Consider the following 24075-nt stretch of genomic DNA (forward strand, 5'->3'; position numbering starts at 1 on the left):
GGGCGTTCGCTGGGGGCCGACGCGGAAGCGCGGGGTGCCGGGTTTCCGGCACCGGGAGGGGAAACCGGTTGCTGCCTGCCCGACCCGAGGCACGGGGACGGCGCTGTCAACGCCGCTGGGCCGTGGCGTGGCGGTGCGGGCCTTCACCGTGGTGATCTAACCCGCACCCTCTGCCGAGGACGAGGGACAGGGACTGACAGGGCGGCGCCTGGTCCACATCGCCGCCGACGGAGGCGATCACCGAGTCGGTCGGGTTGCCGGGAAACGGCGCCAGGCAGGAGGTCTTCCCGGTGGGCGTCCGACGTGGGGAATCGCCCGGATACGATGGGCCGCCGACCGGGATCGTCGGGACGCTGCCGGATTCGCCCGGGCACGGCTCGCTCTTCATATGCGGGCTTCCTCCCTTCCTGGTGGCGCGGGTGGCGGTGCCACGCGCAGGGAAAGCGGCCAGGTGATCGCCCTCGGGGCCTACCTGCCGGTACAAGTGGTAGTAACCGGTTGCTGTGAAACGTAAGCCGGTCGCGGATCCCAGGCAAGAGTCACGAGACGATTTGTTGCGAGCGATTTTCTGCGATGTTGCCGCTCTCTGCTGCCCCGTCTGCGCTGACAGGCGGAGTGTTTTCGCATGTCAGAGGCTCTGGAGGCGCGCCACGTCCTGCGCTCGGAGTGGGCGGTGACGTCGGGGCCACACCCGCATAACGTTTTCGAAACCGGTTACTACCGATCCTCGGACATGGCTTCTGAGCTGCCACACCGCAGACGGCGCAGGTCAGGCGAAACTCATACGCCCCACCGCGCGTCAGGTCTGTCTACGGCCGACGGGCCGGAGGCTGGACGGACTGGCGCACGACGACATGCGTTCCCAGCACCACGTGGTCACCCTCCCTGGCCTTTCTACGGCCGCCGCGCTCACGCTGGTCGGCCACCGCGCGCACCGCGACGCGGCCCATCTCCTCATAGGGCACGTGGACGGTCGTGAGCTGCGGAAACAGTTGGGATGCGAGCGGAATGTCGTCGTAGCCGACGATCGAGACATCGCCGGGCACGGTGAGCCCGGCTTCTCGCACCGCCTGCATCGCGCCCGCGGCGACCACATCGGTACCGGCCAGCACCGCCGTGAAGCCCAGCTTGTGCCGCAGTCCCTCCTGGACCGCCTGGTATCCGTATTCCGGGGAGTACCCCCCGTGGTGGTTCACCATCCCGGGGTCGAAGGGCACGCCGTGCGCGGCAAACGCCCTGCGCGTGCCCTCCAGACGGCCTTGCGCCGTGGTGAAGTCCGAGTGGCCCGGCAGGATGAGGATCTTGCGGTGGCCCGCGGACAACAGGTGGCTGGCCATGGCGTAGGCGCCGCTCTCGTTGTCGTAGTCGACGGCGGTGGCCGGCACATCGCCGTCGAGCGGTGGCCTGCCGACCAGCACAAGACGCGAACCCGCCGCGTCCAGGGACCGGGCGAAACGGGCCATCCGCAGTTGGTAGTCCTCGACGTCGTACGCGCCGCCGAGCAGGATCACGGCGGCGACACCTTGCTGGCGCATGAGGTTGACCAGGGCGAGTTCCCGTTCGGGATCGTCACTGGTGGTGCACACCATCGAGAGCCAGCCCCGGACCGAGGCCGCGTTCTCGACGCCCTGGGCGATATGCGCGAAGGCGGCTCCGGTGATGTTGTTGATCAGGATCGCCACCGTCGGTGTTCCGCCTCCGGCGAGGGAACGGGCATGCGCGTTGGTGACGTAGTCCAGCTCCCGCACGACCTTCATCACGCGGGAACGCAACTCGTCCGACACCGGATAGTTGCCGGACAGGACGCGCGACACGCTGGCGACCGACACACCGGCCCGTTCCGCCACGTCACGGATGGTGGCGCGGCCGGAATCCGCAGACGCTTTGTGCTGACTCACCGCAACGGCTCCCTCTCAGGGCGGGCAGCGGACCGCCCGCGAGTGGGGAAACCGTATCCCATTGTTTCTTCCCACCGGCACCGGTGTGGGTCGGTGCCGGGCCGGTGCCGGGCCCGTGAGGCACGTACACGCCACCGACCTGCCCTGTTGGACGCGCTGTGCCAGGTCGGACGGGTGTCGGCGTGCGGTGTCCCCGCACGCGAGAAGTCCCGGCTCCGAGCTCAGGATCCTTGGCGGTGCCGCCGCGTTCGTGATCACTGTTTCGGAAACTTCGGAAACAGAAACAGAATCCCGGTCGGCGTTCGCGGTTTTCAGCGTGTGGGATTCTCCAGGGTCGCCGCCACGTCGGCTAGGTCCTTCGTGATCGTCCTCGCCACCGCCCTGGCGCCGATGCCGCCGAGGAACCTGGCCAACAGTCCGGTGACACCACCTCCGGAGGACGTGGCGGTGAAGGTCATCCGCACGGTGGTGGAACCGGGGCCCTCCTCGGACAGGGCCCACTCCGAGACGTAACGCGTGCCTTGCGCGTGGGCCTCGACCACGTAGCGGGAGGGTGGCTCGCACGCCGTGACGCGCATCTCCTCGGTCGCCTGCTTGCCGAACATACGGCGGGTCTCGCGCCAGCGGGTACCACGGTGAACGGGCCCTCGGTGAGGACCTCGACATGGTCCACGCCACTCAGTACCGACGGCATGCCGTCAAGATCGGTGAGCACTTCCCACACCGGCCCCGCGGACGCGGCGATCCGCCGTTCGACGACCACTCTCGTATCAGCCACGGCAACCTCCTGCTCCCATGAGAGCAGGAGGCCACGGAGTCCGCGTGCCATGCCGCCGCCGTGCCGCGGCGGGGTCGAGCGGGCGTCCGGATGCACGGACGAGCTCCCTACGAAGCTATTAATGATTAGCCAAGTCCCTCCTCACCTTCTCCGCGAGAAGCGCCATCCACCTTGACACGCTGCAGCCTTGCCCCTTGAGATGGCTAATGACTAGTAGCCGATTGCGAGGGTCATGATGTCCATCGGGTTCGAGATCGACGAGAGGGTCGCCGCCCTCGCGCGGCGCACCACCGAGTTCGTCCGGGACGTGGCGCTGCCCGAAGAGCAGGCGTGCGACGGGAACGTCCATGACGGGCCGGAGCCGTTGCGGCGCCGCCTGCAGCAGGCGGCGCGGGCCGCGGGGGTGTTCGCTCCGCATGTCGGCACGGAGTGGGGCGGGCTCGGGCTGGACCTCTGCGGGCAGGCGGTGGTGTTCGAGGCTGCGGGGCAATCGCTGCTCGGCCCGCTGGCGCTCAACTGCGCCGCGCCCGACGAGGGGAACATGCATCTGCTCGAAGTGGTCGCCACCGAGGAACAGAAGGAACGGTATCTGCGTCCCCTGGCGACCGGCGAAGTGCGTTCCTGCTTCGCGATGACCGAGCCGGCGCCGGGCGCCGGGTCGGACCCCCGTGCGCTGGTCACCACCGCGACGAAGACCGAGGGCGGCTGGCGTATCGACGGCCGCAAGTGGTTCATCAGCGGCGCCGATGGAGCCGCCTTCGCCATCTGTATGGCCCGCACCAGCGGCGGCCCCGGCGACCCGGGCGGCGCGACGATGTTCCTCGTCGACGCAGGCAACCCCGGCATGAAGATCGTCCGGAACATCGACACCCTGGATCGGGGCCTGTTCGGCGGGCACAGCGAGGTCGTCTTCGACGGCTGCGAGGTCGGCGACGGCGCCACGCTGGGCGAGGTGGGCCAGGGCTTCAGGCATGCACAGGTGCGTCTCGGCCCGGCCCGTATGACGCATTGCATGCGCTGGCTCGGAGTGGCGCGCCGGGCGCAGGACATCGCCCTCGAGCGTGCGGCGGATCGCTCGGCATTCGGCGGGCCGCTGTCCGAACTGGGCATGGTGCAGCAGCTGTTGGCCGACTCCGAGATCGACATCGAGACCAGTCGGGCGGTTCTGTGGCGGGCCTGCTGGGAACTGGACCAGGGCCGCTCGGCCGCCCAGCACACCTCGATCGCGAAGACGTACGTCTCCGAGGCGGTGAACCGGGTGGTCGACCGGGCCGTGCAGGTGTGCGGCGCGCTCGGTATCTCGGGGGACGCCCCGCTGTCGAGGCTGTACCGAGAGGTGCGCCCGTTCCGGATCTATGACGGTCCGTCCGAGACCCACCGCTGGGCCATCGCCAAGCGCGCGGTGCGGGAGCGGAGGAGCGCGCGATGACCACACCCGAGTCGCCCGCGACCCATCCGAAGACGGTGACGCCCCGCCAGGAGACGGCCGTGGTCGGCATCGACCGGCAGGCCCTGCAACGCTACTTCGCACGCCATGTGCCGCAGTGCGCAGGCCCGTTGGAAGTGAAGCCACTGCACGGTGGACGCTCCAACCTCACCTATGAAGTAACCGACGGGACACACCGGTGGGTACTGCGGCGCCCTCCGCTGGGCGTGCTCACACCGACCGCACACGACATGGACCGCGAATACCGCGTCGTCGCGGCGCTCGGCGCCACCGAAGTGCCGGTCGCCGAAGCCGTGCTGTCGTGCCAGGACCCGGCGGTGATCGGGGCGCCGTTCTGTGTCGTCGACTTCGTGGCGGGCACCGTGCTGCGCGACGGTGACGAGGCCGCCACCGTGCCGCGGGCCGACGCACGACGCAGTGCCGAGGCGCTGGTGGATGCCCTGGTGGCCCTGCACTCGGTCGACGCCGCCGATATCGGGCTCGGCGACTTCGGCCGTCCCGACGGCTACCTGGAGCGCCAGGTACGGCGATGGCGCAGCCAGTGGGACAAGGTCGCCACCCGTGCGCTGCCCGACGTCGACACGCTGCACGACCGGCTCGCGCGCGCCGTGCCGGTGAGCGCCACCCCGGCTATCGTGCACGGCGACTACCGCCTGGACAACACCATCCTGGCGCCCGGCGACTTCGGACGGATCGCCGCGATCGTCGACTGGGAGATGGCCACGCTCGGCGATCCACTCGCCGACCTCGGGATGCTGCTCATGTACTGGGATCCGGTCTGCGAGCCGGTGCTCGGGGCACGCCACGTCCCGACGGCCAACCCTGGTTTCCCCTCGGGCCGCGAGCTGATCGAGCGGTACGCCGCGCGATCCGGCAGAGACGTCGAAGACCTGGCCTTCTATCAGGCGCTGGGCTGCTTCAAACTTGCCGTCATCGCCGAGGGCATCCACGCCCGCTATCGCGCGGGGCAGACCGTCGGCGTCGGCTTCGACCGGGTCGGCTCCGCGGTTCCGGCGCTGCTGCGCTCGGGATTGGAGCTGCTGCCGTGACGGCCATGGACACCGACGACACCGATGACACCAACGACACTGGCGACACCACCGACACCGACCACACGGAGCACACCGACCCCACCGTCCACACTGACCCGCTCAGCGAAGGAGAACCCGTGCGAGACCGGCTGTCCGAAGAGATCGCCCTGATCACCGGCGCGACCGGCGGCATCGGCGACGCCATCGCGCGTCGGCTGGCCGCCGAGGGTGCCGCGGTGGTGGTGACCGACGTGGACGCCGGCCGCTGTCAGGCGCTGGCGAAGGAGCTGACGGACGGCGGGGGGCGGGCGCTCGGCCTGGCCCTGGACGTCAGCGACGAGGAGGCGTGGCGCAGCACGGTCGAGCGGGTGGTCGCCGAGCTGGGTGGCCTGTCGGTGCTCGTCAACAACGCGGGCATCGCCGAGACGCGGACCGTGGAGACGGAGACCCAGGAGTCCTGGGACAAGGTCATCGCGGTCACCCAAACTGGGGTCTGGCTGGGCATGAAACACGGCGGGCCCGCGATCGAGCGCTCCGGTGGCGGCTCGATCGTCAACATCGCCTCGATCTTCGGCACGGTCGGCGGCTTCGGCAGCCAGTTCTCGTACCACGCCGCCAAGGGAGCGGTCCGCCTGATGACGAAGAACGCCGCGCTGCACTGGGCCACGCGCGGTGTGCGCGTCAACTCGATCCACCCGGGCTTCATCGAAACGCCCCGTTCCCGCGAGCTGTGGCGGGGCACGCCCCGGCACACCGCCATGGTCGAGGGCACCCCTCTGGGGCGGCTGGGCCGGCCCGACGAGGTCGCGGGAGCGGTGGCGTTCCTCGCTTCGCAGGACGCGAGCTTCGTCACCGGCTCCGAGCTGTACGTGGACGGGGGCTGGACAGCACGCTGACCCGCCTGCATCCGCTGCCCGGCCCATGGTCAGTGCGGTCGGCGTAGTCCGGCGATGAGGAGTTCGACCAGTCGGCGTGCGTCGTAGCGGGGATCGCTGTCCGCGCCGATGCAGAGGTTCCCGACGCCGCGCATGAGTTCGTAGGCATCCGTGTCGGAGCGGATCTCGCCGGCGGCGGCTGCGGCTTCGAGCAGCTGGGTGCACACGGGCACGAGGCGGTCGAGGAAGTAGGCGTGCAGCGTGTCGAAGCCGGCGTTGTCGGACTGGAGCACGGCGGCGAGCCCGTGTTTGGTGACCAGGAAATCGACAAAGAGATTGATCCATTGCCCTAGTGCGGCGTGCGGAGTTGCGCTGGTCGCCAGCAGGGCTGGACCGGCCTCGGCGCAGGCGTCGACCTGGTGCCGGTAGACGGCGATGATGAGATCCGCCCGAGTCGGGAAGTGGCGGTAGATCGTGCCCAGCCCGACGCCGGCCTTGGCCGCGATGTCGCGCACCGGCGCTTCCACGCCGGACGTGACGAAGACCGCGGCGGCCGCGTCGAGCAGAGTTTCCTTGTTGCGCCGGGCGTCCGCCCGCTTGGACTGCGCCGCGCGCCCCGCACCCTCGTCGCTGTCGCTCACCGCGCCACTCCCTCCTCTACCGTGCTTGCTAAACGGAACAGCGTTCCGTATCGTTCCGGAACGGGGTTCCGCTTAGGCATGATGCCAGAGCAGGGGCCCCGCCACCAAGCCACGCATTGGCACCTCGCTTGATCCACAATGGAGGAACACGGTCATGCAGTACCGCACCTTGGGCCGCACCGGTGTGCAGGTGAGCTCCCTCGCGCTCGGCGCGATGAACTTCGGCAAGATCGGGCGCACCACCCAGGACGAGGCCACCGCCATCGTCGATGCCGCTCTCGCAGCCGGGATCAACCTCATCGACACCGCCGACATGTACAGCGACGGCGAGTCGGAAGAGATGGTCGGCAAGGCCATCGCCGGCCGCCGCGACGACATCGTGCTGGCCACGAAGGCGAGCCTGCCCATGGGCGAAGAGCGCAACCATCAGGGCAGTTCGCGCCGCTGGCTGGTCACCGAGCTGGACAACAGCCTGCGCCGGCTCGGTGTCGACCACGTCGATCTCTACCAGATCCACCGGTGGGACCCGAGCACCAGCGACGAGGAGACGCTGTCGGCTCTGACCGACCTGCAACGCGCGGGAAAGATCCGTTACTTCGGCTCCTCGACCTTCCCGGCATACCGCATCGTGCAAGCCCAGTGGGCCGCCCGCGAATACCACCTGAGCCGTTACGTCACCGAACAGCCCAGCTACTCGATCCTGCAGCGCGGCATCGAGACCCACGTGCTGCCCGTGGCTGAGGAGTACGGGCTTGGTGTGCTGGTATGGAGCCCGCTGGCCTCGGGGTGGCTGTCGGGCGCGATCCGCGAGGGCCAGGAAATCACCACCAGCCGCTCGACGTTCATGCCGCAACGCTTCGACACCACCATTCCGTCCAACCGGGCCAGGCTCGATGCCGTCGAGCAGTTGGCCAAGGTCGCCGACGGGGCCGGCCTGACGATGATCCAGCTGGCGCTCGGTTTCGTGACCGCGCATCCCGCCGTGACCAGCGCGCTCATCGGTCCCCGCACGCCGGCCCACCTGCACTCGCAGCTCGCCGCCGCCGACACCGTGCTCTCCGCCGACGTACTCGACGCGATCGACGCCATCGTCGCCCCCGGTGTCGACCTGGCCGCGGACGAGAAGTACGACACTCCGCCCGCGCTGCTCGACCCGTCACTGCGGCGCCGCTGACCGTCCGGGGACGGCTCCACGTCCTCTCCCGCAGCTCCCGAGTCCGCGGGAATCGCGCAGGTGCCCGGCGAGAAGCCGTTCTCCAGCTCGCCGGCGCCCGCCGAGATGGATGTGCCGCAGCTCGTCGCGGGTGAACGCCACGTCTTCGCTGCAATCGCCCAGGCGAACCCAGTCCCGCACCCTTCCGGAAGGGTGTTCCGCCGGCGTCACCACACGCGTGTGTACTGGTTCACGCCGCCCAGGAACTCAACCTCCACCTGCCCCCGCAGCACGAGGACGTCCAGGTGGGCCGCCGTCTCGTTGACCGCGAGCATCTGGTTGAAGGCGTTGAGTTCCCCGAACGGAACCGCCCGGCGCGTCCATCCGAGCTTGCGCGCCACAGCGTGGGCGTCGAGCGTGTCCTCCCCCAGCGCCGTCAGGCTCTTGGCCAGGCGGTCGTCGTGGTGGGCGAGCAGTTCGCCCACCCGGCTGTGGGCGCTGTCGGCGACCGGCCCGTGCGCGGGCAGCAGACGGGCGTCGGCGTACCGGGTCATCAGCCGCAGCGAGTCCAGGTAGTCGGCGAGCGGACGGCCACCCGGCTCGGCCAGCTCGAAACCGATGGACGGGGTGATGTGCGGCAGGACGTGGTCCCCGGAGAACAGCAACTCCCGCTGCTCGTCCAGGAAGACCACATGTCCCTTGGTGTGTCCGGGAGTCGGTACGACCCGCAGCTCGCGGTCGCCGAAGCGGAGGGTCTCGGCGCCGAGCCAGCGATCCGGGGCCTCCCACACGCTCGGGTCGTATCCGCCGTGGTCCATCGCCTCGATGCGGTCGGCGAGTTCATCGGCTCCTGCCCTGCGCAGGGTCCGCAGTGAGCCGACGGGTTGGTCGCTGCGCAGGCGGTCCAGCATTTCCAGGCCCGGGCGTTCCCCCGCGCCGAGACAGACGCGGGATCCCAGCAGCCGACGCAGTTCCACCGCCTGCGTGTAGTGGTCGCGGTGGATGTGGGTGACCAGGATGTGGCTGATGTCAGCGAGGTCGCGGCCGATGGCGGCCAGGGCCTCCTCCAGGGCCTTGCGTGCCTCGGGGATCGCCCAGCCGCCGTCGATCATGACGATGCCACCGTCGTCGGCCAGGTCCTCCAGAAGGTAGACGTTGACGGCATGCAGGCCGTCGTTGGGAAGTGGCAGAGGAACGCGGTGCACCCCGGGCTGTACGGTCTGGACTCCGGCTGCGGCCCACGGGCCCTGGTCGAACCGCGCTGTCATGTTCCTCCTCATTGATCCTTCATTGATGGACCGCCATGGATCAGGCCGAATGGCGTGCGTGGCGGCACAGTTGACGAATGTGTCGCCCAGTCAGGCCTGATCGATCTGTGGGATCTGATCGGCCTGGTGAGCCCGGTCGGGCTGATCGGGCTGACCGGGCTGACCGGGCTGACCGGTCTCGGCGGACGTACGGGCGTGGAGTCTCATCGCCAGGTCCCGGGCCCCGCCCCGGTCGAGTTTGCCGACCTTGGTCTGGGGCAACTCCTCGATGCCGTACACGTACTCGGGCCACTTGGTCTTCGACAGACCGACGCTCTCCAGGTGTCCGGTCACCTCGGTGAGGTCGATGCCACCGCCGTCCTCGGTGACGACGAGAAGCGCCACGCGTTCGCCGAGGACGTCGTCGGGAACCGCCGCGACACAGGCCCTCGCCACGCGCGGGTACCCGGCGACAGCGCGCTCTATCTCGGTGATGTCGATATTGCGGCCGCCGCGGATGATGATGTCCTTCTCGCGGCCCATGATGCTGATGGTGCCGTCCTCGTGTGTCATCAGCAGGTCGCCGGTGGGGAGATAGCCGTCCTCCGTCAACGTCGGCGGATCGACCTTGCCGTCGCGGGCGTAGCCGAGGAAGAGGGACGGGCCGCGCACCTGGGCCCGGCCGGTCACGCCCGGTCCGGCTACCTGCCCGTCGGGGGTGAGCGCGCGCACATCCGTGCCCGGGAAGGGGCGGCCGTCTCTGCCGAGCCGGATCTCCTCGGGATCGTCGGGGCTCGGCGAGGTGTGGCCGAGGCACTCGGACATGCCGAAGACGCGGAGAATCTTCGTGCCCAGGGAGCGTTCGGCCCTGCCCAGTGCGCCGCGGTCCATGGGCCCGCCGCCGACAGTGATCGCCCTGGTCCCGCGGAGAATGCCCGAGCCGGCCGCCTCGGCTCCCATCTGCAGCGCCATGGTCGGCACGCACATGGTCCAGCGGGCGTCGGCATCGGCCATCCGCCGCAGTGCGACGGCCCTGTCCCACTTGCCCGTCATGACGAGCGGCCCGCGCAGCAGCAGGGAGAGGTACACGCCGAAGCAGTACGCCGCCGTCGACGACAGCGGCACGATCGCGGCAACGGCATCGCCGGGCGACAGACCGTTGATGGCGATGGTGCTCCGGGCGGCATAGCGCAGTGCCTGCTCGGACTGTACGACCCCTTTCGGGCGCCCGGTCGACCCGGAGGTAAGGCCGATCAGGGCGCCGCCCGACCAGCGCGACACCTCACGCCTGTGGGGTGTCGACAGGCACTTCCAGCCGCCGAGAACCGTCTGTGCCGCTCCCGGCAGCCGTTCGGGCACTGCCCACTCGTCCATCGCCGAGGGCTCGGCGACCACGGCGTCCGGGCGGATGTCCTCCCAGGCCGCGGTGAACTCGGCGGGCGTGGTGTGCCGATTGACGACCGCGATGACACCGCCGTCCCCGCCGCTCAGACCGACGGCGAGGGTGGCGGCGACAGTACGCCATGAGTTGTCGGCCTGGACCATGACGGTGCCGACGGCTCTGTCGGCCTTTCCGGTGGACAGCGCCCCGGCCAGTAGCGTCGCCTCGTCGAGCAGCTGCCGTGCCGTATGGCTGCCCGCATCGTCGATGACGGCGACGAAGTCGGCCTCGTCCGCCCTCTGTTGGAACTCCCGCACTACCTGTCGCATCTCGTCCCTCGCTGCGTGCCGAATTGCGCTGTGCCGAACTCCGTCTACTGAACGCTGGGGTGCTTGCCATGCCGGAGAGCCGGGATCACCCGGCGAGAGGCCAGGGGAAACCTCAGGCGAGGAACATCTCCGCCTCGTGCCCCATGACCGCGATGCGGCGGCCTTTCATGTCGCCGACCTGTGCGACCGCGTCGGCCCACTCGGGGCTCGCGAGAGCCTTCCGCAGGTTCTCCGGAGAGTCGAAGCCGAGCACGGAGATCCCGTCCCAGCCTTCGGAGCGCGGCTCCAGAGCGGCGTCGATCTCGGTGTGCCGCCAGGCACGCAGTCCGGGCAGGCGGCAGGTCAGCTCGGCGTGGTCGCCCCGCCACCACTCGATGAACTGCTCATGCGTCCACTCCGGCGGCCGAGCTGCCAGCAGGACGAGGTTGTACATGGCGGTCCTCCGCACTGGGTCGGTTGAACGAACGTGGTCGGTGGGACATGCGTACTCGGCCGGGCGGACGATCACGCTCGGGCCGACGAACGTGATCAGGTGAAGCGGATCTCGGACGAGCGCCCGATCAGCAGGCGCTGCAGTCGGCCTTCGCCGTTCACGCGGCCGGCGGCGACGAAACTCGCTTCGGGGACACCAGCGCGTCGCACCTCCCCCAGGAAGAGCTCGTCCTGGCCGAGCGTGGTCGCCGACAGTCGATGGTGGGTGCGGGTGCCCTTCTCACGCTGCTCCAGGTAGCCCACGAGGGCGCCGCGGCCCCCGGCGAAGTCGGTGGCGTTGCCGTCGCCGGTGGAGAACAGGATGGACAGCGAGAAATCGTCGCTGATCAGGTCGAGGATCCGGGACGGCTCGTCCCCGTCGAGGATCTCGAACCATGCGGTGAGGAAGGGGGCCCCGGTCGAGGTGTCGGTCATGCCCGGCTCCTGTCCTGCCCGGACCAGTCGACCAGCTCGAACGAGGTGGTGAAGAAGGACTGGTAGCGCGCCATGAGTCCGCCGGGTGAGATCACCGCGGCCGAGAGGAAGGAGCCGGTGTACCGCCCGCCCTCCGTCACCACTCCGTAGACGGTCTCGAGGTCGCCGTCCCGGCTGTAGCGCAGGATCTCGTGCGCCCGGTCCACGGGATTACGGCCGGCGATGTACGCGGCGAAGTCCTCCTTGGACTTGCCGATGATCTCCTTGCCGGGCAGGGCTATGAGGAAGCGGAAGTCCGGTTCGAGCAGGTCCAGCGTCCGTTCCGGTTGCCGACTGTCCATGCCGGCCATGTACGCGCGCAACGCCATGAGTGAGCCCTTTCGGTCGGCGGCCGCAGTCCCTCAGATCAACCTGAGTCAAGTTCAATTCAGTTAGGATGGTATTCCGGTGGAAACACGCCTGGCAATAGTGCTTCACGGAGCTACCTCGACGGCAGGGGCGCCGGCACAATCGGCACGACAAAGCCCCCCGACGGAACCGCCGGGGGGTGGGAAGAACCGGGACACTCAGCGGGTCACGTGGCGACCATCCGCACGCAGGCGCCCTCGATCAGTTCGCTGACCTCCGACAGTGGGGTGGGCCCCGACGGCCGGTACCACCGCCAGACGCTGACGATCAGGCCGAGCACGCTCGCGCCCAGCAGTTGCGCGTCCCGCAGCGGGAACGCTCCCTGGGACATGCCCCTGACCAGCAGGTTCGTCCAGTCCCGCTCGACGAGCTGGACCAGCTGGCGGGCCGCGACGCGCTCGGCCTCCTCCCGCTTGGACTTGCGCGGGCCGGAGAGCAGGTCCATGTGGTTCTGCAGGATGCGCATCTGCAGGACCTCGTGGTCGGAGACGTCGTAGGCCGCGTGTACGGCCGCCCGGAGCGCCTCGACCGGCTCCGCGGTGTCCGGGGTCGCCTCCGTGAACTTGTCGTGGGAACGCTGGAGTTCCAGCCGCATGATGGTGAGCAGGCAGTGGGTCTTGGACTCGAAGTAGTGGTACAGCGCGGTCTGCCCGATGCCGACCCGCTCGGCCACGGTGGACCACTTGGTGGCCTCGAAGCCTGTCTCACCGAAGCAGTCGACGGCCGCCGCCAGAATGGCGGCGCGCTTCGACCTCGGTCCCGCTTCCGGTTCAACGATCCTTGTCGCCATGACTGCCCTGTCTCCTGGCTGCCGCCCGCCTCGTCCGTACCCGAGGGTAGCCCCAAGCTGAACTCAGTTGCCAATCGACTTTCAGGTCAAAGGCGCTCCAGCACGGTCGCGTTCGCCATGCCGCCGCCCTCGCACATCGTCTGCAGACCATAGCGTCCGCCGGTCCTGCGCAGCTGGTGGACGAGCGTGGTCATGAGCCGGGCGCCGGTGGCGCCGAGCGGATGCCCCAGCGCGATCGCGCCGCCGAAGGCGTTGATCCGTTCCTCGGCGGCGCCGGTCTCCTTCTGCCAGGCGAGGACGACGGAGGCGAAGGCCTCGTTGATCTCGACCAGGTCGATGTGGTCGATCGACAGCCCGGCCCTGTGCAGGACCTTCTCGGTGGCGGGGATCGGACCGGTCAGCATGTGGATCGGATCGGAGCCGACCACGGCCATGGTGTGCACGCGCGCGAGCGGCGTCAGAGCGTGGCGGCGCAGCGCCTCCCCGGAGGCGATCAGCAAGGCGGCCGCGCCGTCGGAGATCTGGCTGGAGACTGCGGCGGTGAGCCGGCCGTCCTCGGTGAGGGTCTTCAGGCCGGCCATCTTCTCGAGGGTGGTGTCGGCGCGCGGGCCCTCGTCGGTGGTGAGCCCGAAGGCCGGGGCGATCTCGTCGTCAAAGGAACCGGCGGCCTGGGCGGCCAGCGCCCGCCGGTGGCTGGCGAGCGCGAACCGTTCCATGTCCGCGCGGGAGATGCCCCATTTCTCGGCGATCAGCTCGGCCCCACGGAACTGTGAGACCTCCTGGTCCCCGAAGTGCTCGCCCCAGCCGTCACCCGCGTACGGGCTGCCCATGCCGGCCTGTTCGCCGACGTACATGGGGCTGGCGATGGGCACGAGGCTCATCACCTCCACACCACCGGCGACCACCAGGTCCGCGGTGCCGGAGCCGACCGCCTGCGCGGCGAAGTGCACGGCCTGCTGGGAGGAACCGCACTGGCGGTCGATGGTGGTGCCGGGGACGTGCTGCGGCAGCCCCGCCGCCAGCCAGGCGGTGCGTGCGATGTTGCCGGTCTGTGCGCCGATCTGGCTGACGCATCCGAAGTACACGTCGTCGACAGCGCCCGGATCGGCGCCGGTGCGCTCCAGCAGGGCCCGCAGTACATGAGCGCCGAGATCGGCGGGATGCACGCCGCTGAGCGTGCCCTTCCGGCGGCCGACAGGGGTGCGGACGGCTCCGACGATGAACGCTTCCGACGCGGTGGGCACGGTGGGCACGTGAGGCTCCATGAGGGCTCGGGGCTCGGGGGCTCGGGGGCTCGGGGGCTCGGTGTTACGGATGCGGGTACGGGATCAGGTCCTGCGCGAGGCGCGCGTGAAGTCGGGCGTCCGCTTGCCGAGGAAGGCGGCGACGCCCTCACGGCCCGCGTCGGAGGCGGCCGCGGCGACCAGCGCACGGGCTTCGCGGTCCAGGTGCCGGCCGAGGTCCGAGGTGAGCCCGGCGGCGACGAGGCGGCGGGTGGCGCCGAACGCGGCGGTGGGTCCACGGCGCAGGGTTTCCGCCGTACGCGCCGCCTCGCCGGCCAGCCGGGCGGCGGCGACGACCCGGCTCACCAGTCCGATGTCCGCCGCATCCGCCGCCGGTATCCGACGGTTCGTCAGCAGCAGGTCCAGGGCTCGCTTGGGGCCGATGAGACGGGGCAGGAACCAGCTGACTCCGGCGTCCGGTGAGTAACCGATGGCGGTGTACGCGGCGGTGAACGTCGCATCGTCGGCGGCGAGGGTCACATCGGCGGCCGCGGCCAGCCCGATGCCCGCGCCCGCGACGGCTCCCTGCACGGCGGCCACCACGGGCGCATCGCTCGCGGCGAACGTCCGCAGGGCATCGTGCAGTGCGTCGGTCACCTCGGTGAGGTGCTTCTCCAGCGCCTCGCCCGAGAGCCGGGAGAACTCCCTGAGGTCGCCGCCGACACAGAAGGACTTCCCCTCGCCGGTGAGCAGCACCGCCCGTACGGCCTCGTGTGCGCAGGCCCGTGCCGCGTCCAGCAGTCCGCGCGCCATGGTCAGGTCGATGGCGTTGCCCGCCTCGCCCCGGCGCAAGGTGATGCGGGCCAGCCCGCCGTCGTCGATCTCGATGGCGACGCTCATCGCGCCGTCCATCCGCCGTCGACGGTCAGTACCTGTCCGGTGCAGTACGAGGAGGCGTCCGAGGCGAGGAACAACAGTGCGCCGTCGAGTTCATGGCCGTCGCCGCCGCGCCGCAGCAGGGTGTTGCGCTCGACCCAGTGGCTGGAGCGCTCGTCGTCGAAGAGGTCCGCGGTCATCTCGGTGCGGAACCAGCCCGGGGCGAGCGCGTTGACACGGGTTCCGCTCGGGCCCCACTGTCCGGCCAACTCACGGGTCAGTCCGATCAGTCCGGCCTTGGACGCCGAGTAACTCGCGCCGCCGAGGGGGGCGGCGGTCACCAGGCCGAGGATGGAGGACACGTTGATGATGCTCCTGCCGCCGGCGTCACCGGGCGCCTCGGCGGTGAGGCGGGCCAGGTGGAAGGGCGCGGTGAGGTTGACGTCGAGGACGTCGGCGAAGGCCTCCGGCGGTTCGTCCTCGGCACGGGTCTCGCCGGAGGTGGCCGCGTTGTTGACCAGGATGTCGATGCGGCCGGTGGCGGTCAGCGCGGCCCCGGCCAGCCGCGTACGGTCGTCGGACCGCGAGACGTCGCAGGCCACGGGGTGGATGCGGGCATGGGAGTCGGCGAGTTCCTTCAGCCGGTCGATGCGGCGGGCCGCGGCGAACACGGTGGCGCCGGCCTGTGCGAGGACCGCGGCGAAGCGTGCGCCGAGCCCGGCGGAGGCGCCGGTGACCAGGGCTGTCCTGCCCTGGAGCGAGAACAGCTCGGCGGCGGATCGCGGCGCGCTCATTCGTCCACCCCGATCGGCAGGGCGGTCGCGCCGCCGTCGAGCACCAGCGTCTGGCCGGTCATCCAGGAGGAGGCGTCGGAGGCCAGGAACAGCGCCGCGTGCGCCACGTCCTCCACCGTGCCGAGGCGCCGCAGCGGCAGCTTGGCGGTGAGGAGGGGCTCGCGGACCTCCCACACCGCCCGCGCCAGCTCCGTCTTGATCAGACCGGGGGCGATGGCGTTCACCCGTACCCGCGGCCCGAGTTCATAGGCGAGCTGACGGGTCATGTGCAGCATGGCGGCCTTGGTGGCGTTGTAGTAGCCGATGTGCGGGTCGACGATCAGCCCGCCGACGGAGGCGATATTGACCACCGCTCCCCCGTGCTCGGCCATCCAGGCCCGCCAGGCGTACCGGGTCCAGGCGATCATGCCGTACTGGTTGACGCGTACGGTCTTCTCCGCGCGCGGCAGGTCCAGGTCGAGCAGATCGCCGTGGTACGGGTTGGTCGCCGCGTTGTTGACGAGGATGTCGACCCGGCCGAAACGGGCCATGGTCTCGTCGACGCAGGCCTCGGCCTGCTCGGGCTCGCCGGCGTTGGCCACCACCGTGTGCAGGTCGCCGTCACTCTTGACGCGCAGCAACTCCTCGCGCGCCTCGGCGAGTCCGGCCGCCTTGCGGGCCGCGATCACCACATGCGCGCCGGCCGCTCGGTAGGCGGTGGCGATGCCGAGCCCGATGCCGCGGGATCCGCCGGTGATGACGGCGACCCTGCCGTGGAGGGCGTGGGCACTGCCCTCTGGGGTGTTGGCGCTCACGCTGCCCCTGCCTTCGTGTCGGTCTTCCGGTGCGGGGCCTTCTCCTGCTCGGCCTTCCGCTGCGTGGCCGCCTTGTCCTGCGCGGCCTCCTTGTACTTGGCGAGTTCCTGGCGGGCCACCGTCCGCAGATGCACTTCGTCGGGGCCGTCGGCGATGCGCAGCGCCCGGGTGATGGCGTACAGCCGGGCCAGTACGGTGTCGTCACTGACCCCCGCCGCGCCATGTGCCTGGACCGCGCGGTCGACCACCTTGTGGGCGACCTCCAGCGCCGCGACCTTGATGGCGGCGACCTCCGTACGGGCGGCGGCGTTGCCGACGGTGTCCATCAGCCAGGCCGACTTGAGGACCAGGAGGCGCACCTGTTCGATCTCGATGCGGCTGCGGGCGATCCACTCCCTCACCACGCCACGGTCGGCGAGCGGCCCACCGAAGGCGACGCGTTCGGTGACGCGCTCGCACATCAGCTGCAGGGCGCGCTCGGCGAAGCCCACGGCGCGCATCGCGTAGTGCATCCGCCCCGGGCCGAGCCGCCCCTGGGCGAGGGCGAACCCCTCCCCCTCGCCCCTGAGGATGTTCTCCGTCGGCACGCGCACGTCCTCGAAGAGCACGTCGCCGTGTCCGAGCCGGTCGGTGTAGCCGAACATCGGCAGGTCGCGCAGCACCGTGACGCCCGGTGTGTCGCGGGGAATGAGCAGCATGCTCTGCTGCCGGTAGGTGGGCGCGTCCGGATCGGTCTTGCCCATCAGGATGATCAGTTCGCAGTCGGGGTCGAGGATCCCGGAGGTGTACCACTTGCGGCCGTTGACGACGTAGCTGTCGCCGTCACGGGTGATCCGGGTCCGGATGTTGCGGGCGTCGGAGCTGGCGACCTCGGGCTCGGTCATGGCGAAGCACGAGCGGATCTCCGCGTCCAGCAGGGGCCGCAGCCACCGCTCCTGCTGCTCGGGCGTGCCGTACAGCGCGAGCAGTTCCATGTTGCCGGTGTCGGGCGCCGAGCAGTTGAACACCTCGGGGCCGATGATGGAGCGGCCCGCCAGCTCGGCGAGCGGCGCGTAGTCGAGGTTGCTGAGTCCGGCACCCCAGTCGCCGTGCGCCATGAAGAGGTTCCACAGGCCCTCGGCGCGCGCCTTCCGCTTCAGTTCGGCCATCACGGGCGGCAGTGCGTGCGGGTTGTCGCCATCGGCGAGCTGCCGGTCGTAGACGGCTTCCGCGGGGAAGACGTGCTGTTCCATGAACGACCGCATGCGGCCTTGGAGTTCACTCGCGCGGGGCGAGAATCCGAAATCCACGATTGCTCCTGTCCGGGATTCGTGTGGTCGGTCCGGATCAGCCGAGGATGTCGCGTGCCGTGCGGATCATCGCGGCGATGGTGGGCGGCAGTCGCTCCTGGTCCGGGTCGTGGTGCTTGCCCTCGCGATGCCGACGCAGGTTGTGGCCCATGATCGCGGCCATCTTCAGGCGGCAGAGCGCACGGAACCAGTCCATCGCGGGCAGCGGCGGCCGGCCGTCGAGGTAGGCGTCCAGCAGTTCGGCCTCGCTGGGCAGGCCGGGTACGGCATGGCCCACCTGGGGGAAGTTGCGGTGGTCGGTGAAGAGCAGGAACCAGCCGAGGTCGATGCGCGGATCGCCGACGCTCCAGATCTCCCAGTCGACGACGGCCACCGCGCGCTCACCGGCGCACAGCACGTTGCCGAGCCGGAAGTCCCCGTGCAGCAGCACCGGTGAGCGGCCGGCGGGCACATCACGAGCGAGGCGTGCCAGCAACTCCTCGCCACCCGGGCGCAGTTCGGCGGGAACGGCGTGCAGGGTGCGGCTCCACCGCTCCAACTCCCCCGTCACGTCGAGTGGTTCGGGCGCGTCGAGACGTGGTGTGTGGATGTCGGTATCGTGCAGCCGCCGCACGACGCTGGCGATCTCCAGCATCCGGGCGCGGGCCGTCGCGGCGGGCACTTCGGACTCGTCAAGTACGGGTTCGACGGCCTCGCCGACCGCGAAGTCCATGGCGAACCATGCCGGTTGTGTCGTGTCGACAGCCACTACGCCCGGCACCGGGACCGCGGACCCGGTCAGCGCGCCCAACACCCGTGCCTGGCGCAGCACGTCGTTGCGTCCCACGGGCCGCTGCCCCGGGGGCACCGCCTTGACGACGTACCTGGCATCGCCTGCCGCAACCGAGTACGTCAGCCCCGAGTGGCCGCCCGGCAGCACCTTCAACTCGCCGATCGGAGCGCCCGGATGACGGCGGGCGAGCCGGTCGCGGACCCGGACGGCCAGCGGCGGCACCTGCGTGGCCGTACTCATCGGACGGGCTCCTTGGGCAGGCCGAGCACGCGTTCGGCGAGGATGTTGTGCTGGATCTCGTCGGTGCCGCCCGCGATGCTGTAGCCCGGGGCACCGAGCACGTGCTCCGTCCAGGCATAGGTACCCCACTCCCCCGTGTCCGCGACGAGGCGCGGTCCCAGGAGCTCGGAGACCAGGTCGCTGGTGCGCCGCATGGTCTCGGTGGCGTAGAGCTTGCCGACCGAGGCTTCCGCGCCGGGCTCGCGTCCCGCGACGAGGGCGGCGGTCACCCGCAGACCGATGAGCCGTTGGACGAGGGTGCGGAGGTAGAGGTCGGCGGCGCGCTGCTGTTCGCTGCCGGTGAGCGGGCGAGGCAGACGCCCGGCCAGTTCGAGCGCTCGGTCGGCGTTGTCCAGGCCGAGGTTGCCGGAGTCCAGCCGCTCCGCGGCCAGCACACTCAGCGTGACCCGCCAGCCCTCGCCGACCGGACCAAGCCGGTCGGTGTCGGGCACCACCACGCCGTCGAGGTAGACCTCGTTGAAGCTGGTGCCGCCGGTCATCTGCCGTATGGGCCGTACGGTCACGCCCGGCGCGTCCATGCGCACCAGGAAGACGGTGATGCCCGCATGCTTGCGTACGTCCGGGTCGGTGCGGCACACCGCGACGCCCCAGGTCGCCACGCGGGCGCCGGAGGTCCACACCTTGTGCCCCCGCAGCACCCAGTGGTCGCCGTCGCGCACCGCCCTGGTCCGCACCGCGGCGAGGTCGGAACCGGCCTCGGTCTCCGAGAACAACTGGCAGGCCAGCTCGTCGGTGCGCAGCATGGGCCGCAGCCAGCGCCGCTTCTGCTCCTCGGTGCCCCAGATGCCGATCGCGGGAGCGACCAGCTGCTGCGTCACCGGGAAGATCTCGGTGCGGTGCGGCACGTCGAAGGCCGCCTCTTCGGTGCGGTAGAGCTGCTCGTAGTACGCGGGCAGGCCCGGGCCTCCGTATTCCTCCCGCCAGTTGAGCGCACCCCACCCCTGGTCATAGCGGGCGCGTTCCCACTCCTGGGTGCGGGAGGTGTGCTCGCGCTCCTGCTCGTCGGTCCAGTTCTCGAACACGGCAACGGAGTCGGAGCCGCTGCCCCACTGCTCGTCGGCGGCGCGGGGCCTGGCGACTGTGGCGAGCCACTGCCGGGCACCGGCGCGGAACTCCTCGGGCTCCGGGACCGGTTCCGGGATGCGTTCCGAGACGGGTTCTGGCACGGGTTCTGGCACGGGTTCTGGAATGCCGCTCATCTCTTCTGCCACCTCCGATCGGCGAGAGGTTCAGCTGGACAGCACCGTGCAGGCGCTCACACCTGGGGCGCCGTACACATGGGTGAAACCGACTCTGGGGCGGCCCGGGACCTGGCGTTCGCCGGCCCGGCCGCGCAGTTGCTGGACGATCTCGTGGACCTGGCGCAGCCCGGAGGCACCGATGGGTTCGCCATTGGCGATGCAGCCGCCATCGGTGTTGACCGGCAGCGTTCCGCCGATCTCGGTGGCGCCGGAGGCGACCAGCCGCTCCTGCTCGCCGTCCTCGCAGAACCCGCACTCGGCCATGTGCATGACCTCGGCGCCGCTTTCGGTGTCCTGCAGCTGGCAGACGTCGATGTCGCCGGGGCCGATTCCCGCCTCCTCGAACGCGGCTGCCGACGCGTCACGGCTGACGCTGGTCAGCTCGCCGCCCGGGATCGAGGGGCTGAAGACCTCGAACGAGCCGAAGCGCCGGGTACGCACGGCCACCGAGCGCAAGGTGACCGGCGGGCCGTCCAGGGTGCGGGCGGCCTCGGGTGAGCAGAGCACCAACGCGACCGCGCCGGCTCCCGGGGAGCAGAACATGTAACGGGTCAGCGGGTCGCTGACCATGCCGGAGTCGAGGACCTCCTCGGCCGAGAGCGGCTTGCGGCGCCACGCCTCGGGAGTCAGGCCACCGTTGCGGTACGCCTTCTCGGCGACCATGGCCAGGGTCCGCGGGGTGATCGCGTGGTCGTACATGTAGCGCTGGATCTTCATGCCGAAGAACTGGGTCGTCACCATCAGCCCGTCGCTGCCGTACTCCGCTCCCAGCCCCCAGTCCTCGGGGCGGGGGTCGAAGGCGCCGCGCGGGTGTTTGTCGAAGCCGACGGCGAGGACGACGTCCGCCATGCCGGAGCGGATCGCGTTCACGGCGGAGACCAGTGCGCTGCCGCCGGTGGCGCAGCCGTTCTTGACATTGACGAACGGCAGCCCGGTGAGGCCGAGTTGGGTCACCAGAGTGTCGGCGAGGCCGGCACTGTCACTGCCGCCGAACGCCGCTCGCACCCGGGACCAGTCGATCCCGGCGTCCGCCAGCGCGGCGTTCACCGCGCTGACGGCGAGCTGTCGGCCACTCGCCTCCGACCGGCCGAACGGGGTGCGCCCGGCGCCGCAGATCAGGACGTCGGTACTCATGAGCGCTCCTCGCCCGGGGGCGTGGGACGGGCACGCGGAACGCCGTGGCCCGCGGTCACGGTGAGGGGCATGCCGATGCGGATGTCGTCGAGGTCGTCGAGATCGAGTACGGCGGCCACCCGCACGTCGTCCGCCAGCTCCACGTAGCCGACCGCGAACGGCTCGAAGCCGCCGGGCGGGGGCTGATAGGGCGGCGACTTGGGGGCGTACCTCTGTACCGTCCAGGTCCACAGCGTGCCCGTGCCCCGGAGGACCGTCCGGTCGGCCGGCCCTCCGCAGCGTGGACATGCGTCGTCCGCGGGGTAGACCGTCACCGAGCAGTCGGAGCAGCGTGCGCCCTGGAGCCCGGCGGTCCCGGTCGGACTCCGCGGATCCACGGCCACCCGGATCAGCGCCCCTGCCACTTGGGTTCACGCTTCTCCAGGAACGCCGACACACCTTCGTTCGCGTCCTCGGAGTTGAGCGCCACGCCGACGGCGAGGTGCTCCATCACCATCAGGGACTGGGTGTCGGCGTCAAGGCTGCGGTCGATCGTCATCTTCGTGAGCCACATCGTGAAGGGGCTCTTGTCGACGAGGTCACCGATGAAGTCCTCGACCGTCGCGTCCAGCTTGTCGGCCGGGGCGGACTTGTTGATCAGGCCGAACTCGGCGGCCTCGATGCCGGAGAGGAGCTTGCCGGTGAGCATCAGCTCCTTGGTCTTGCGGATGCCGATCATGCGTGGCACCCGGTAGATCGGGCCGGCTCCGCCGAACAGCGCGCGGCGGATGTGGAAGTCGCCGATCTTGGCGTCGTCCGCGGAGATGGCGAAGTCGCAGGAGATCATGATTTCGAAGCCGCCGGCCGTGACATGGCCCTCCAGGACAGCGACCGAGGGGGTCTTCATCGAGTAGAGGCGGTCGCACACCTTCGCGGATTTCACGGCGACGTCGATCGCGTTCGACTTGCCGACGTACTCCGCCTTCAGGCTGTCGAGGTCGAAACCCGAGCAGAACGTGCCGCCGCGGCCACGGACCACCAGGACCCGCAGTTCGGGGTCCTCGTCGACCTCGGTGATGATCTCGTCGAGCCGGTCCAGTATCGGCACGGTGACGCAGTTCTTCTTCCACGGGCGATTGAGCCACACACGGGCGACGTGGCCGTCACGCTCGAACTGGATCTCGTCTTCCACTGCCATGCCCTCACCCTTCCGAACCTGAACTGAATTGAATTCACTCCGAGTCTGGGAGGCGGAGGATGCCCTGTCAACCCCTTGATCGGGACAGGTTCAAGAGAGACTCACCGTCCGGACAGCAGGAGGATGCCGACGAATCACGAGTGTGACCGCGAACAGGGATCAACCGACGGCCACGCTCAAACCGAACCCGATTCAGGGGCAGCTGTCGACGACAGGTGAGGTCGAGATCTCCTGCGGCGCGAGCGAGTGCGTACGCGCGCCTCGCCTCTTCTTCACGCGGCGGGGCGGACGGCAAGGCCGATGAGTTCGGCCAGGCGAACCCGGTGCCGGTCGGTCGTGCCGAACAGCACCTCGCTGGTGCGCGCGCGGCGCACGTACAGATGCGCCGGGTGTTCCCAGGTGAAGCCGATACCTCCGTGCAGTTGCACATACTCGGCCGTCGCCAGGCGGAAGGTCTCGGAACAGACCACGGCTGCGGCGCAGGCAGCCACCGGCAACCGCGGCGAGCGGACGGCCGCGCAGGCAGACGCGTACGAAGACGCCGAGCGTGCCGCCTCCAGCGAGACGAGCACGTCGGCCAGCCGGTGCTTGACTGCCTGGAAGGAGCCGATGGGGCGCCCGAACTGGTGGCGCTGTGCGGCGAATTCGACTGTCGCGTCCAGCGCGTGCCCGCTGCCGCCGACCTGTTCGGCCGCCAGTGCTGCCCGCCCGGTGTCGAGGGTCGCCGAGACGATGTCTTCGGTGCCTTCCGTGGTGCCCACGGTGATGGCCGGGGCCCCTCGGAACTCCACCAGCGCCTGTCGCCGCGTCTCGTCCAGGACGCGGCGTGGAGTCCGCCGGCAGGCTTCCGGTGTGGGCTCACAGGCGAACAGCCGTGGCCCGGCGGGAGTCCGGGCACGTACCAGTATCAGGTCCGCGCCGGCCCCGTCGAGCACGAAGTCCGCCTGGCCGCGCAGCACCCAGCCCGAGGCCCCCTGCTCGGCGGTGACGTGCGAGTCTCCGGGGCCGTCGGCGTCGAACCCGGCCACCGTCGCCGTAAGCGTTCCGTCCGCGATCCGCGGCAGGTAGCGCTCGCATGCCGTGCGGTCACCGCTGTGCAGCAGGGCGGGGGCGGCGAGGGCCACCGTGGGCAGCAGGGGCGCGCAGTAGAGGGCACGCCCGGCTTCCTCCAGGACCACGGCCAGTTCGGCGAACGTGAAGCCCGACCCGCCGTACTCCTCCGGAACGGCCAGCCCATGGACGCCTATCTCGCCCGCGAGCCGCATCCAGAGCGCTTCGTCGTATCCGCGCGGGGTGGTCAGATGCTTGCGGACGCCCTCGGGTCCGCCGGCCTCGGTGTAGAAGTCCCGCAGAACGGTGCGCAGTTGCCGCTGTTCGTCGGTTTCGGACAGCAGCTGGGGGTCGATCTCGGGGTGGCGACGGTGCATGGGGTGGTCTCCATCGTGCTCGTACGACGCGGAGTGACCGCTGGGCAAGGTTGAGAATTGAACTCAATTCATGAACCGTAGGCAGCCACCCGTGAGCGGGCAAGACTGTCGCACCAGTCGATTCAGGCCCGCGACACACCCGACACTCCCGCCGGGGGCTGGGG

Annotated in this window: 25 protein-coding genes and 1 pseudogene; 5 read left to right on the top strand and 21 right to left on the bottom strand. The window is 70.1% G+C overall.

Going from position 1 to position 24075, the window contains the following annotated elements; genetic code table 11:
* Window positions 1–809 precede the first annotated feature (809 nt).
* From FE633_RS05465 to FE633_RS49970, 3 genes and pseudogenes are all read right to left on the bottom strand, one after another.
* Window positions 810–1898 carry a LacI family DNA-binding transcriptional regulator gene (locus FE633_RS05465; protein WP_138043941.1) on the bottom strand — a complete coding sequence of 363 codons (1089 nt, stop codon included), beginning with the start codon at window positions 1896–1898 and terminating at the stop codon, window positions 810–812.
* A gap of 311 nt (window positions 1899–2209) precedes the next feature.
* Window positions 2210–2443, bottom strand: a pseudogene (locus FE633_RS05470) (SRPBCC family protein); the annotation flags it as partial.
* Window positions 2353–2622: a hypothetical protein gene (locus tag FE633_RS49970; protein WP_484422044.1), complete on the bottom strand. Its 270-nt coding sequence runs from the start codon at window positions 2620–2622 to the stop codon at window positions 2353–2355. The gene FE633_RS49970 and the pseudogene FE633_RS05470, both read right to left, overlap by 91 nt.
* Between FE633_RS49970 and FE633_RS49155 the strand changes: the two genes are divergently transcribed.
* The 4 genes from FE633_RS49155 (at window position 2563) to FE633_RS05485 (ending at window position 6050) form a co-directional block, all read left to right on the top strand.
* Complete coding sequence (locus FE633_RS49155) at window positions 2563–2697, top strand: hypothetical protein (protein ID WP_281291130.1); 135 nt, start codon at window positions 2563–2565, stop codon at window positions 2695–2697. The two genes, FE633_RS49970 and FE633_RS49155, sit on opposite strands and share 60 nt — an antisense overlap.
* 214 nt (window positions 2698–2911) lie before the next feature.
* Complete coding sequence (locus FE633_RS05475; protein ID WP_138044098.1) at window positions 2912–4105, top strand: acyl-CoA dehydrogenase family protein; 1194 nt, start codon at window positions 2912–2914, stop codon at window positions 4103–4105.
* Window positions 4102–5172 (top strand): phosphotransferase family protein, encoded by a 1071-nt coding sequence (locus FE633_RS05480; RefSeq protein ID WP_138043942.1) that lies wholly within the window; start codon window positions 4102–4104, stop codon window positions 5170–5172. The genes FE633_RS05475 and FE633_RS05480 overlap by 4 nt, the downstream gene beginning before the upstream one ends.
* Window positions 5173–5291: 119 nt before the next feature.
* Window positions 5292–6050 (top strand): SDR family NAD(P)-dependent oxidoreductase, encoded by a 759-nt coding sequence (locus tag FE633_RS05485; RefSeq protein WP_138044099.1) that lies wholly within the window; start codon window positions 5292–5294, stop codon window positions 6048–6050.
* Between the two features lie 29 nt (window positions 6051–6079).
* Here the strand turns inward: FE633_RS05485 and FE633_RS05490 are convergent, their stop codons facing one another.
* Complete coding sequence (locus FE633_RS05490) at window positions 6080–6670, bottom strand: TetR/AcrR family transcriptional regulator (RefSeq protein ID WP_138043943.1); 591 nt, start codon at window positions 6668–6670, stop codon at window positions 6080–6082.
* Between the two features lie 154 nt (window positions 6671–6824).
* Between FE633_RS05490 and FE633_RS05495 the strand changes: the two genes are divergently transcribed.
* On the top strand, window positions 6825–7844 hold the full coding sequence (locus FE633_RS05495; RefSeq protein ID WP_138043944.1) for an aldo/keto reductase: 1020 nt from the start codon (window positions 6825–6827) through the stop codon (window positions 7842–7844).
* A 206-nt stretch (window positions 7845–8050) separates the two neighbouring features.
* On the opposite strand, the gene FE633_RS05500 is transcribed toward FE633_RS05495, so the two are convergent.
* From FE633_RS05500 to FE633_RS05580, 17 genes are all read right to left on the bottom strand, one after another.
* Window positions 8051–9091 carry an MBL fold metallo-hydrolase gene (locus FE633_RS05500; protein WP_138043945.1) on the bottom strand — a complete coding sequence of 347 codons (1041 nt, stop codon included), beginning with the start codon at window positions 9089–9091 and terminating at the stop codon, window positions 8051–8053.
* 90 nt (window positions 9092–9181) lie between these two features.
* Window positions 9182–10780: a class I adenylate-forming enzyme family protein gene (locus FE633_RS05505; RefSeq protein ID WP_246113435.1), complete on the bottom strand. Its 1599-nt coding sequence runs from the start codon at window positions 10778–10780 to the stop codon at window positions 9182–9184.
* Between the two features lie 112 nt (window positions 10781–10892).
* Entirely contained in the window at window positions 10893–11213 is a 321-nt protein-coding gene (locus tag FE633_RS05510) for an EthD family reductase (protein WP_138043946.1), read from the bottom strand.
* A 95-nt stretch (window positions 11214–11308) separates the two neighbouring features.
* Window positions 11309–11686 (bottom strand): hypothetical protein, encoded by a 378-nt coding sequence (locus FE633_RS05515; protein ID WP_138043947.1) that lies wholly within the window; start codon window positions 11684–11686, stop codon window positions 11309–11311.
* A complete protein-coding gene (locus FE633_RS05520) occupies window positions 11683–12054 on the bottom strand; it encodes a nuclear transport factor 2 family protein (RefSeq protein ID WP_138043948.1) in 372 nt (123 codons plus the stop codon). The genes FE633_RS05515 and FE633_RS05520 overlap by 4 nt, the downstream gene beginning before the upstream one ends.
* A gap of 206 nt (window positions 12055–12260) precedes the next feature.
* On the bottom strand, window positions 12261–12884 hold the full coding sequence (locus FE633_RS05525; RefSeq protein WP_138043949.1) for a TetR/AcrR family transcriptional regulator: 624 nt from the start codon (window positions 12882–12884) through the stop codon (window positions 12261–12263).
* An 86-nt stretch (window positions 12885–12970) separates the two neighbouring features.
* Entirely contained in the window at window positions 12971–14128 is a 1158-nt protein-coding gene (locus FE633_RS05530) for an acetyl-CoA C-acetyltransferase (RefSeq protein WP_246113455.1), read from the bottom strand.
* A gap of 84 nt (window positions 14129–14212) precedes the next feature.
* On the bottom strand, window positions 14213–15007 hold the full coding sequence (locus FE633_RS05535; protein WP_171059812.1) for an enoyl-CoA hydratase/isomerase family protein: 795 nt from the start codon (window positions 15005–15007) through the stop codon (window positions 14213–14215).
* Window positions 15004–15777: an SDR family NAD(P)-dependent oxidoreductase gene (locus FE633_RS05540; protein WP_138043952.1), complete on the bottom strand. Its 774-nt coding sequence runs from the start codon at window positions 15775–15777 to the stop codon at window positions 15004–15006. Before FE633_RS05540 ends, FE633_RS05535 begins: the two co-directional genes overlap by 4 nt.
* Window positions 15774–16571: an SDR family oxidoreductase gene (locus FE633_RS05545; protein WP_138043953.1), complete on the bottom strand. Its 798-nt coding sequence runs from the start codon at window positions 16569–16571 to the stop codon at window positions 15774–15776. The genes FE633_RS05540 and FE633_RS05545 overlap by 4 nt, the downstream gene beginning before the upstream one ends.
* Window positions 16568–17860, bottom strand: coding sequence for an acyl-CoA dehydrogenase family protein (locus tag FE633_RS05550; protein ID WP_246113436.1), 1293 nt, complete (start codon window positions 17858–17860; stop codon window positions 16568–16570). The genes FE633_RS05545 and FE633_RS05550 overlap by 4 nt, the downstream gene beginning before the upstream one ends.
* A gap of 37 nt (window positions 17861–17897) precedes the next feature.
* Complete coding sequence (locus FE633_RS05555) at window positions 17898–18872, bottom strand: phosphotransferase family protein (protein ID WP_138043954.1); 975 nt, start codon at window positions 18870–18872, stop codon at window positions 17898–17900.
* Complete coding sequence (locus FE633_RS05560; protein ID WP_246113437.1) at window positions 18869–20131, bottom strand: acyl-CoA dehydrogenase family protein; 1263 nt, start codon at window positions 20129–20131, stop codon at window positions 18869–18871. The genes FE633_RS05555 and FE633_RS05560 overlap by 4 nt, the downstream gene beginning before the upstream one ends.
* Before the next feature lie 30 nt (window positions 20132–20161).
* Window positions 20162–21307, bottom strand: a complete 1146-nt coding sequence (locus tag FE633_RS05565) for a thiolase family protein (RefSeq protein ID WP_138043955.1) — start codon at window positions 21305–21307, stop codon at window positions 20162–20164.
* Window positions 21304–21711, bottom strand: coding sequence for a Zn-ribbon domain-containing OB-fold protein (locus FE633_RS05570; RefSeq protein ID WP_246113438.1), 408 nt, complete (start codon window positions 21709–21711; stop codon window positions 21304–21306). The genes FE633_RS05565 and FE633_RS05570 overlap by 4 nt, the downstream gene beginning before the upstream one ends.
* Entirely contained in the window at window positions 21696–22484 is a 789-nt protein-coding gene (locus FE633_RS05575) for an enoyl-CoA hydratase/isomerase family protein (RefSeq protein ID WP_138043956.1), read from the bottom strand. Before FE633_RS05575 ends, FE633_RS05570 begins: the two co-directional genes overlap by 16 nt.
* Before the next feature lie 272 nt (window positions 22485–22756).
* Complete coding sequence (locus FE633_RS05580) at window positions 22757–23911, bottom strand: acyl-CoA dehydrogenase family protein (protein ID WP_138043957.1); 1155 nt, start codon at window positions 23909–23911, stop codon at window positions 22757–22759.
* Window positions 23912–24075 lie beyond the last annotated feature (164 nt).

Origin of the sequence: Streptomyces montanus, assembly GCF_005786655.1 — a bacterium.
Classification (GTDB): Bacteria; Actinomycetota; Actinomycetes; order Streptomycetales; family Streptomycetaceae; genus Streptomyces; species Streptomyces sporangiiformans.

Bases quoted from the DNA above. Each gene is read 5' to 3' on its own strand.
- FE633_RS05515 (WP_138043947.1), bottom strand. From the start codon at position 11,686: ATGACCGACACCTCGACCGGGGCCCCCTTCCTCACCGCATGGTTCGAG.
- FE633_RS05495 (WP_138043944.1), top strand. From the start codon at position 6,825: ATGCAGTACCGCACCTTGGGCCGCACCGGTGTGCAGGTGAGCTCCCTC.
- FE633_RS05540 (WP_138043952.1), bottom strand. From the start codon at position 15,777: ATGAGCGCGCCGCGATCCGCCGCCGAGCTGTTCTCGCTCCAGGGCAGG.
- FE633_RS05525 (WP_138043949.1), bottom strand. From the start codon at position 12,884: ATGGCGACAAGGATCGTTGAACCGGAAGCGGGACCGAGGTCGAAGCGC.
- FE633_RS05575 (WP_138043956.1), bottom strand. From the start codon at position 22,484: ATGGCAGTGGAAGACGAGATCCAGTTCGAGCGTGACGGCCACGTCGCC.
- FE633_RS05480 (WP_138043942.1), top strand. From the start codon at position 4,102: ATGACCACACCCGAGTCGCCCGCGACCCATCCGAAGACGGTGACGCCC.
- FE633_RS49155 (WP_281291130.1), top strand. From the start codon at position 2,563: ATGGTCCACGCCACTCAGTACCGACGGCATGCCGTCAAGATCGGTGAG.
- FE633_RS05475 (WP_138044098.1), top strand. From the start codon at position 2,912: ATGTCCATCGGGTTCGAGATCGACGAGAGGGTCGCCGCCCTCGCGCGG.
- FE633_RS05500 (WP_138043945.1), bottom strand. From the start codon at position 9,091: ATGACAGCGCGGTTCGACCAGGGCCCGTGGGCCGCAGCCGGAGTCCAG.
- FE633_RS05535 (WP_171059812.1), bottom strand. From the start codon at position 15,007: ATGAGCGTCGCCATCGAGATCGACGACGGCGGGCTGGCCCGCATCACC.
- FE633_RS05505 (WP_246113435.1), bottom strand. From the start codon at position 10,780: ATGCGACAGGTAGTGCGGGAGTTCCAACAGAGGGCGGACGAGGCCGAC.
- FE633_RS05520 (WP_138043948.1), bottom strand. From the start codon at position 12,054: ATGGCGTTGCGCGCGTACATGGCCGGCATGGACAGTCGGCAACCGGAA.
- FE633_RS05560 (WP_246113437.1), bottom strand. From the start codon at position 20,131: ATGAGCGGCATTCCAGAACCCGTGCCAGAACCCGTGCCAGAACCCGTC.
- FE633_RS05510 (WP_138043946.1), bottom strand. From the start codon at position 11,213: ATGTACAACCTCGTCCTGCTGGCAGCTCGGCCGCCGGAGTGGACGCAT.
- FE633_RS05580 (WP_138043957.1), bottom strand. From the start codon at position 23,911: ATGCACCGTCGCCACCCCGAGATCGACCCCCAGCTGCTGTCCGAAACC.
- FE633_RS05565 (WP_138043955.1), bottom strand. From the start codon at position 21,307: ATGAGTACCGACGTCCTGATCTGCGGCGCCGGGCGCACCCCGTTCGGC.
- FE633_RS05555 (WP_138043954.1), bottom strand. From the start codon at position 18,872: ATGAGTACGGCCACGCAGGTGCCGCCGCTGGCCGTCCGGGTCCGCGAC.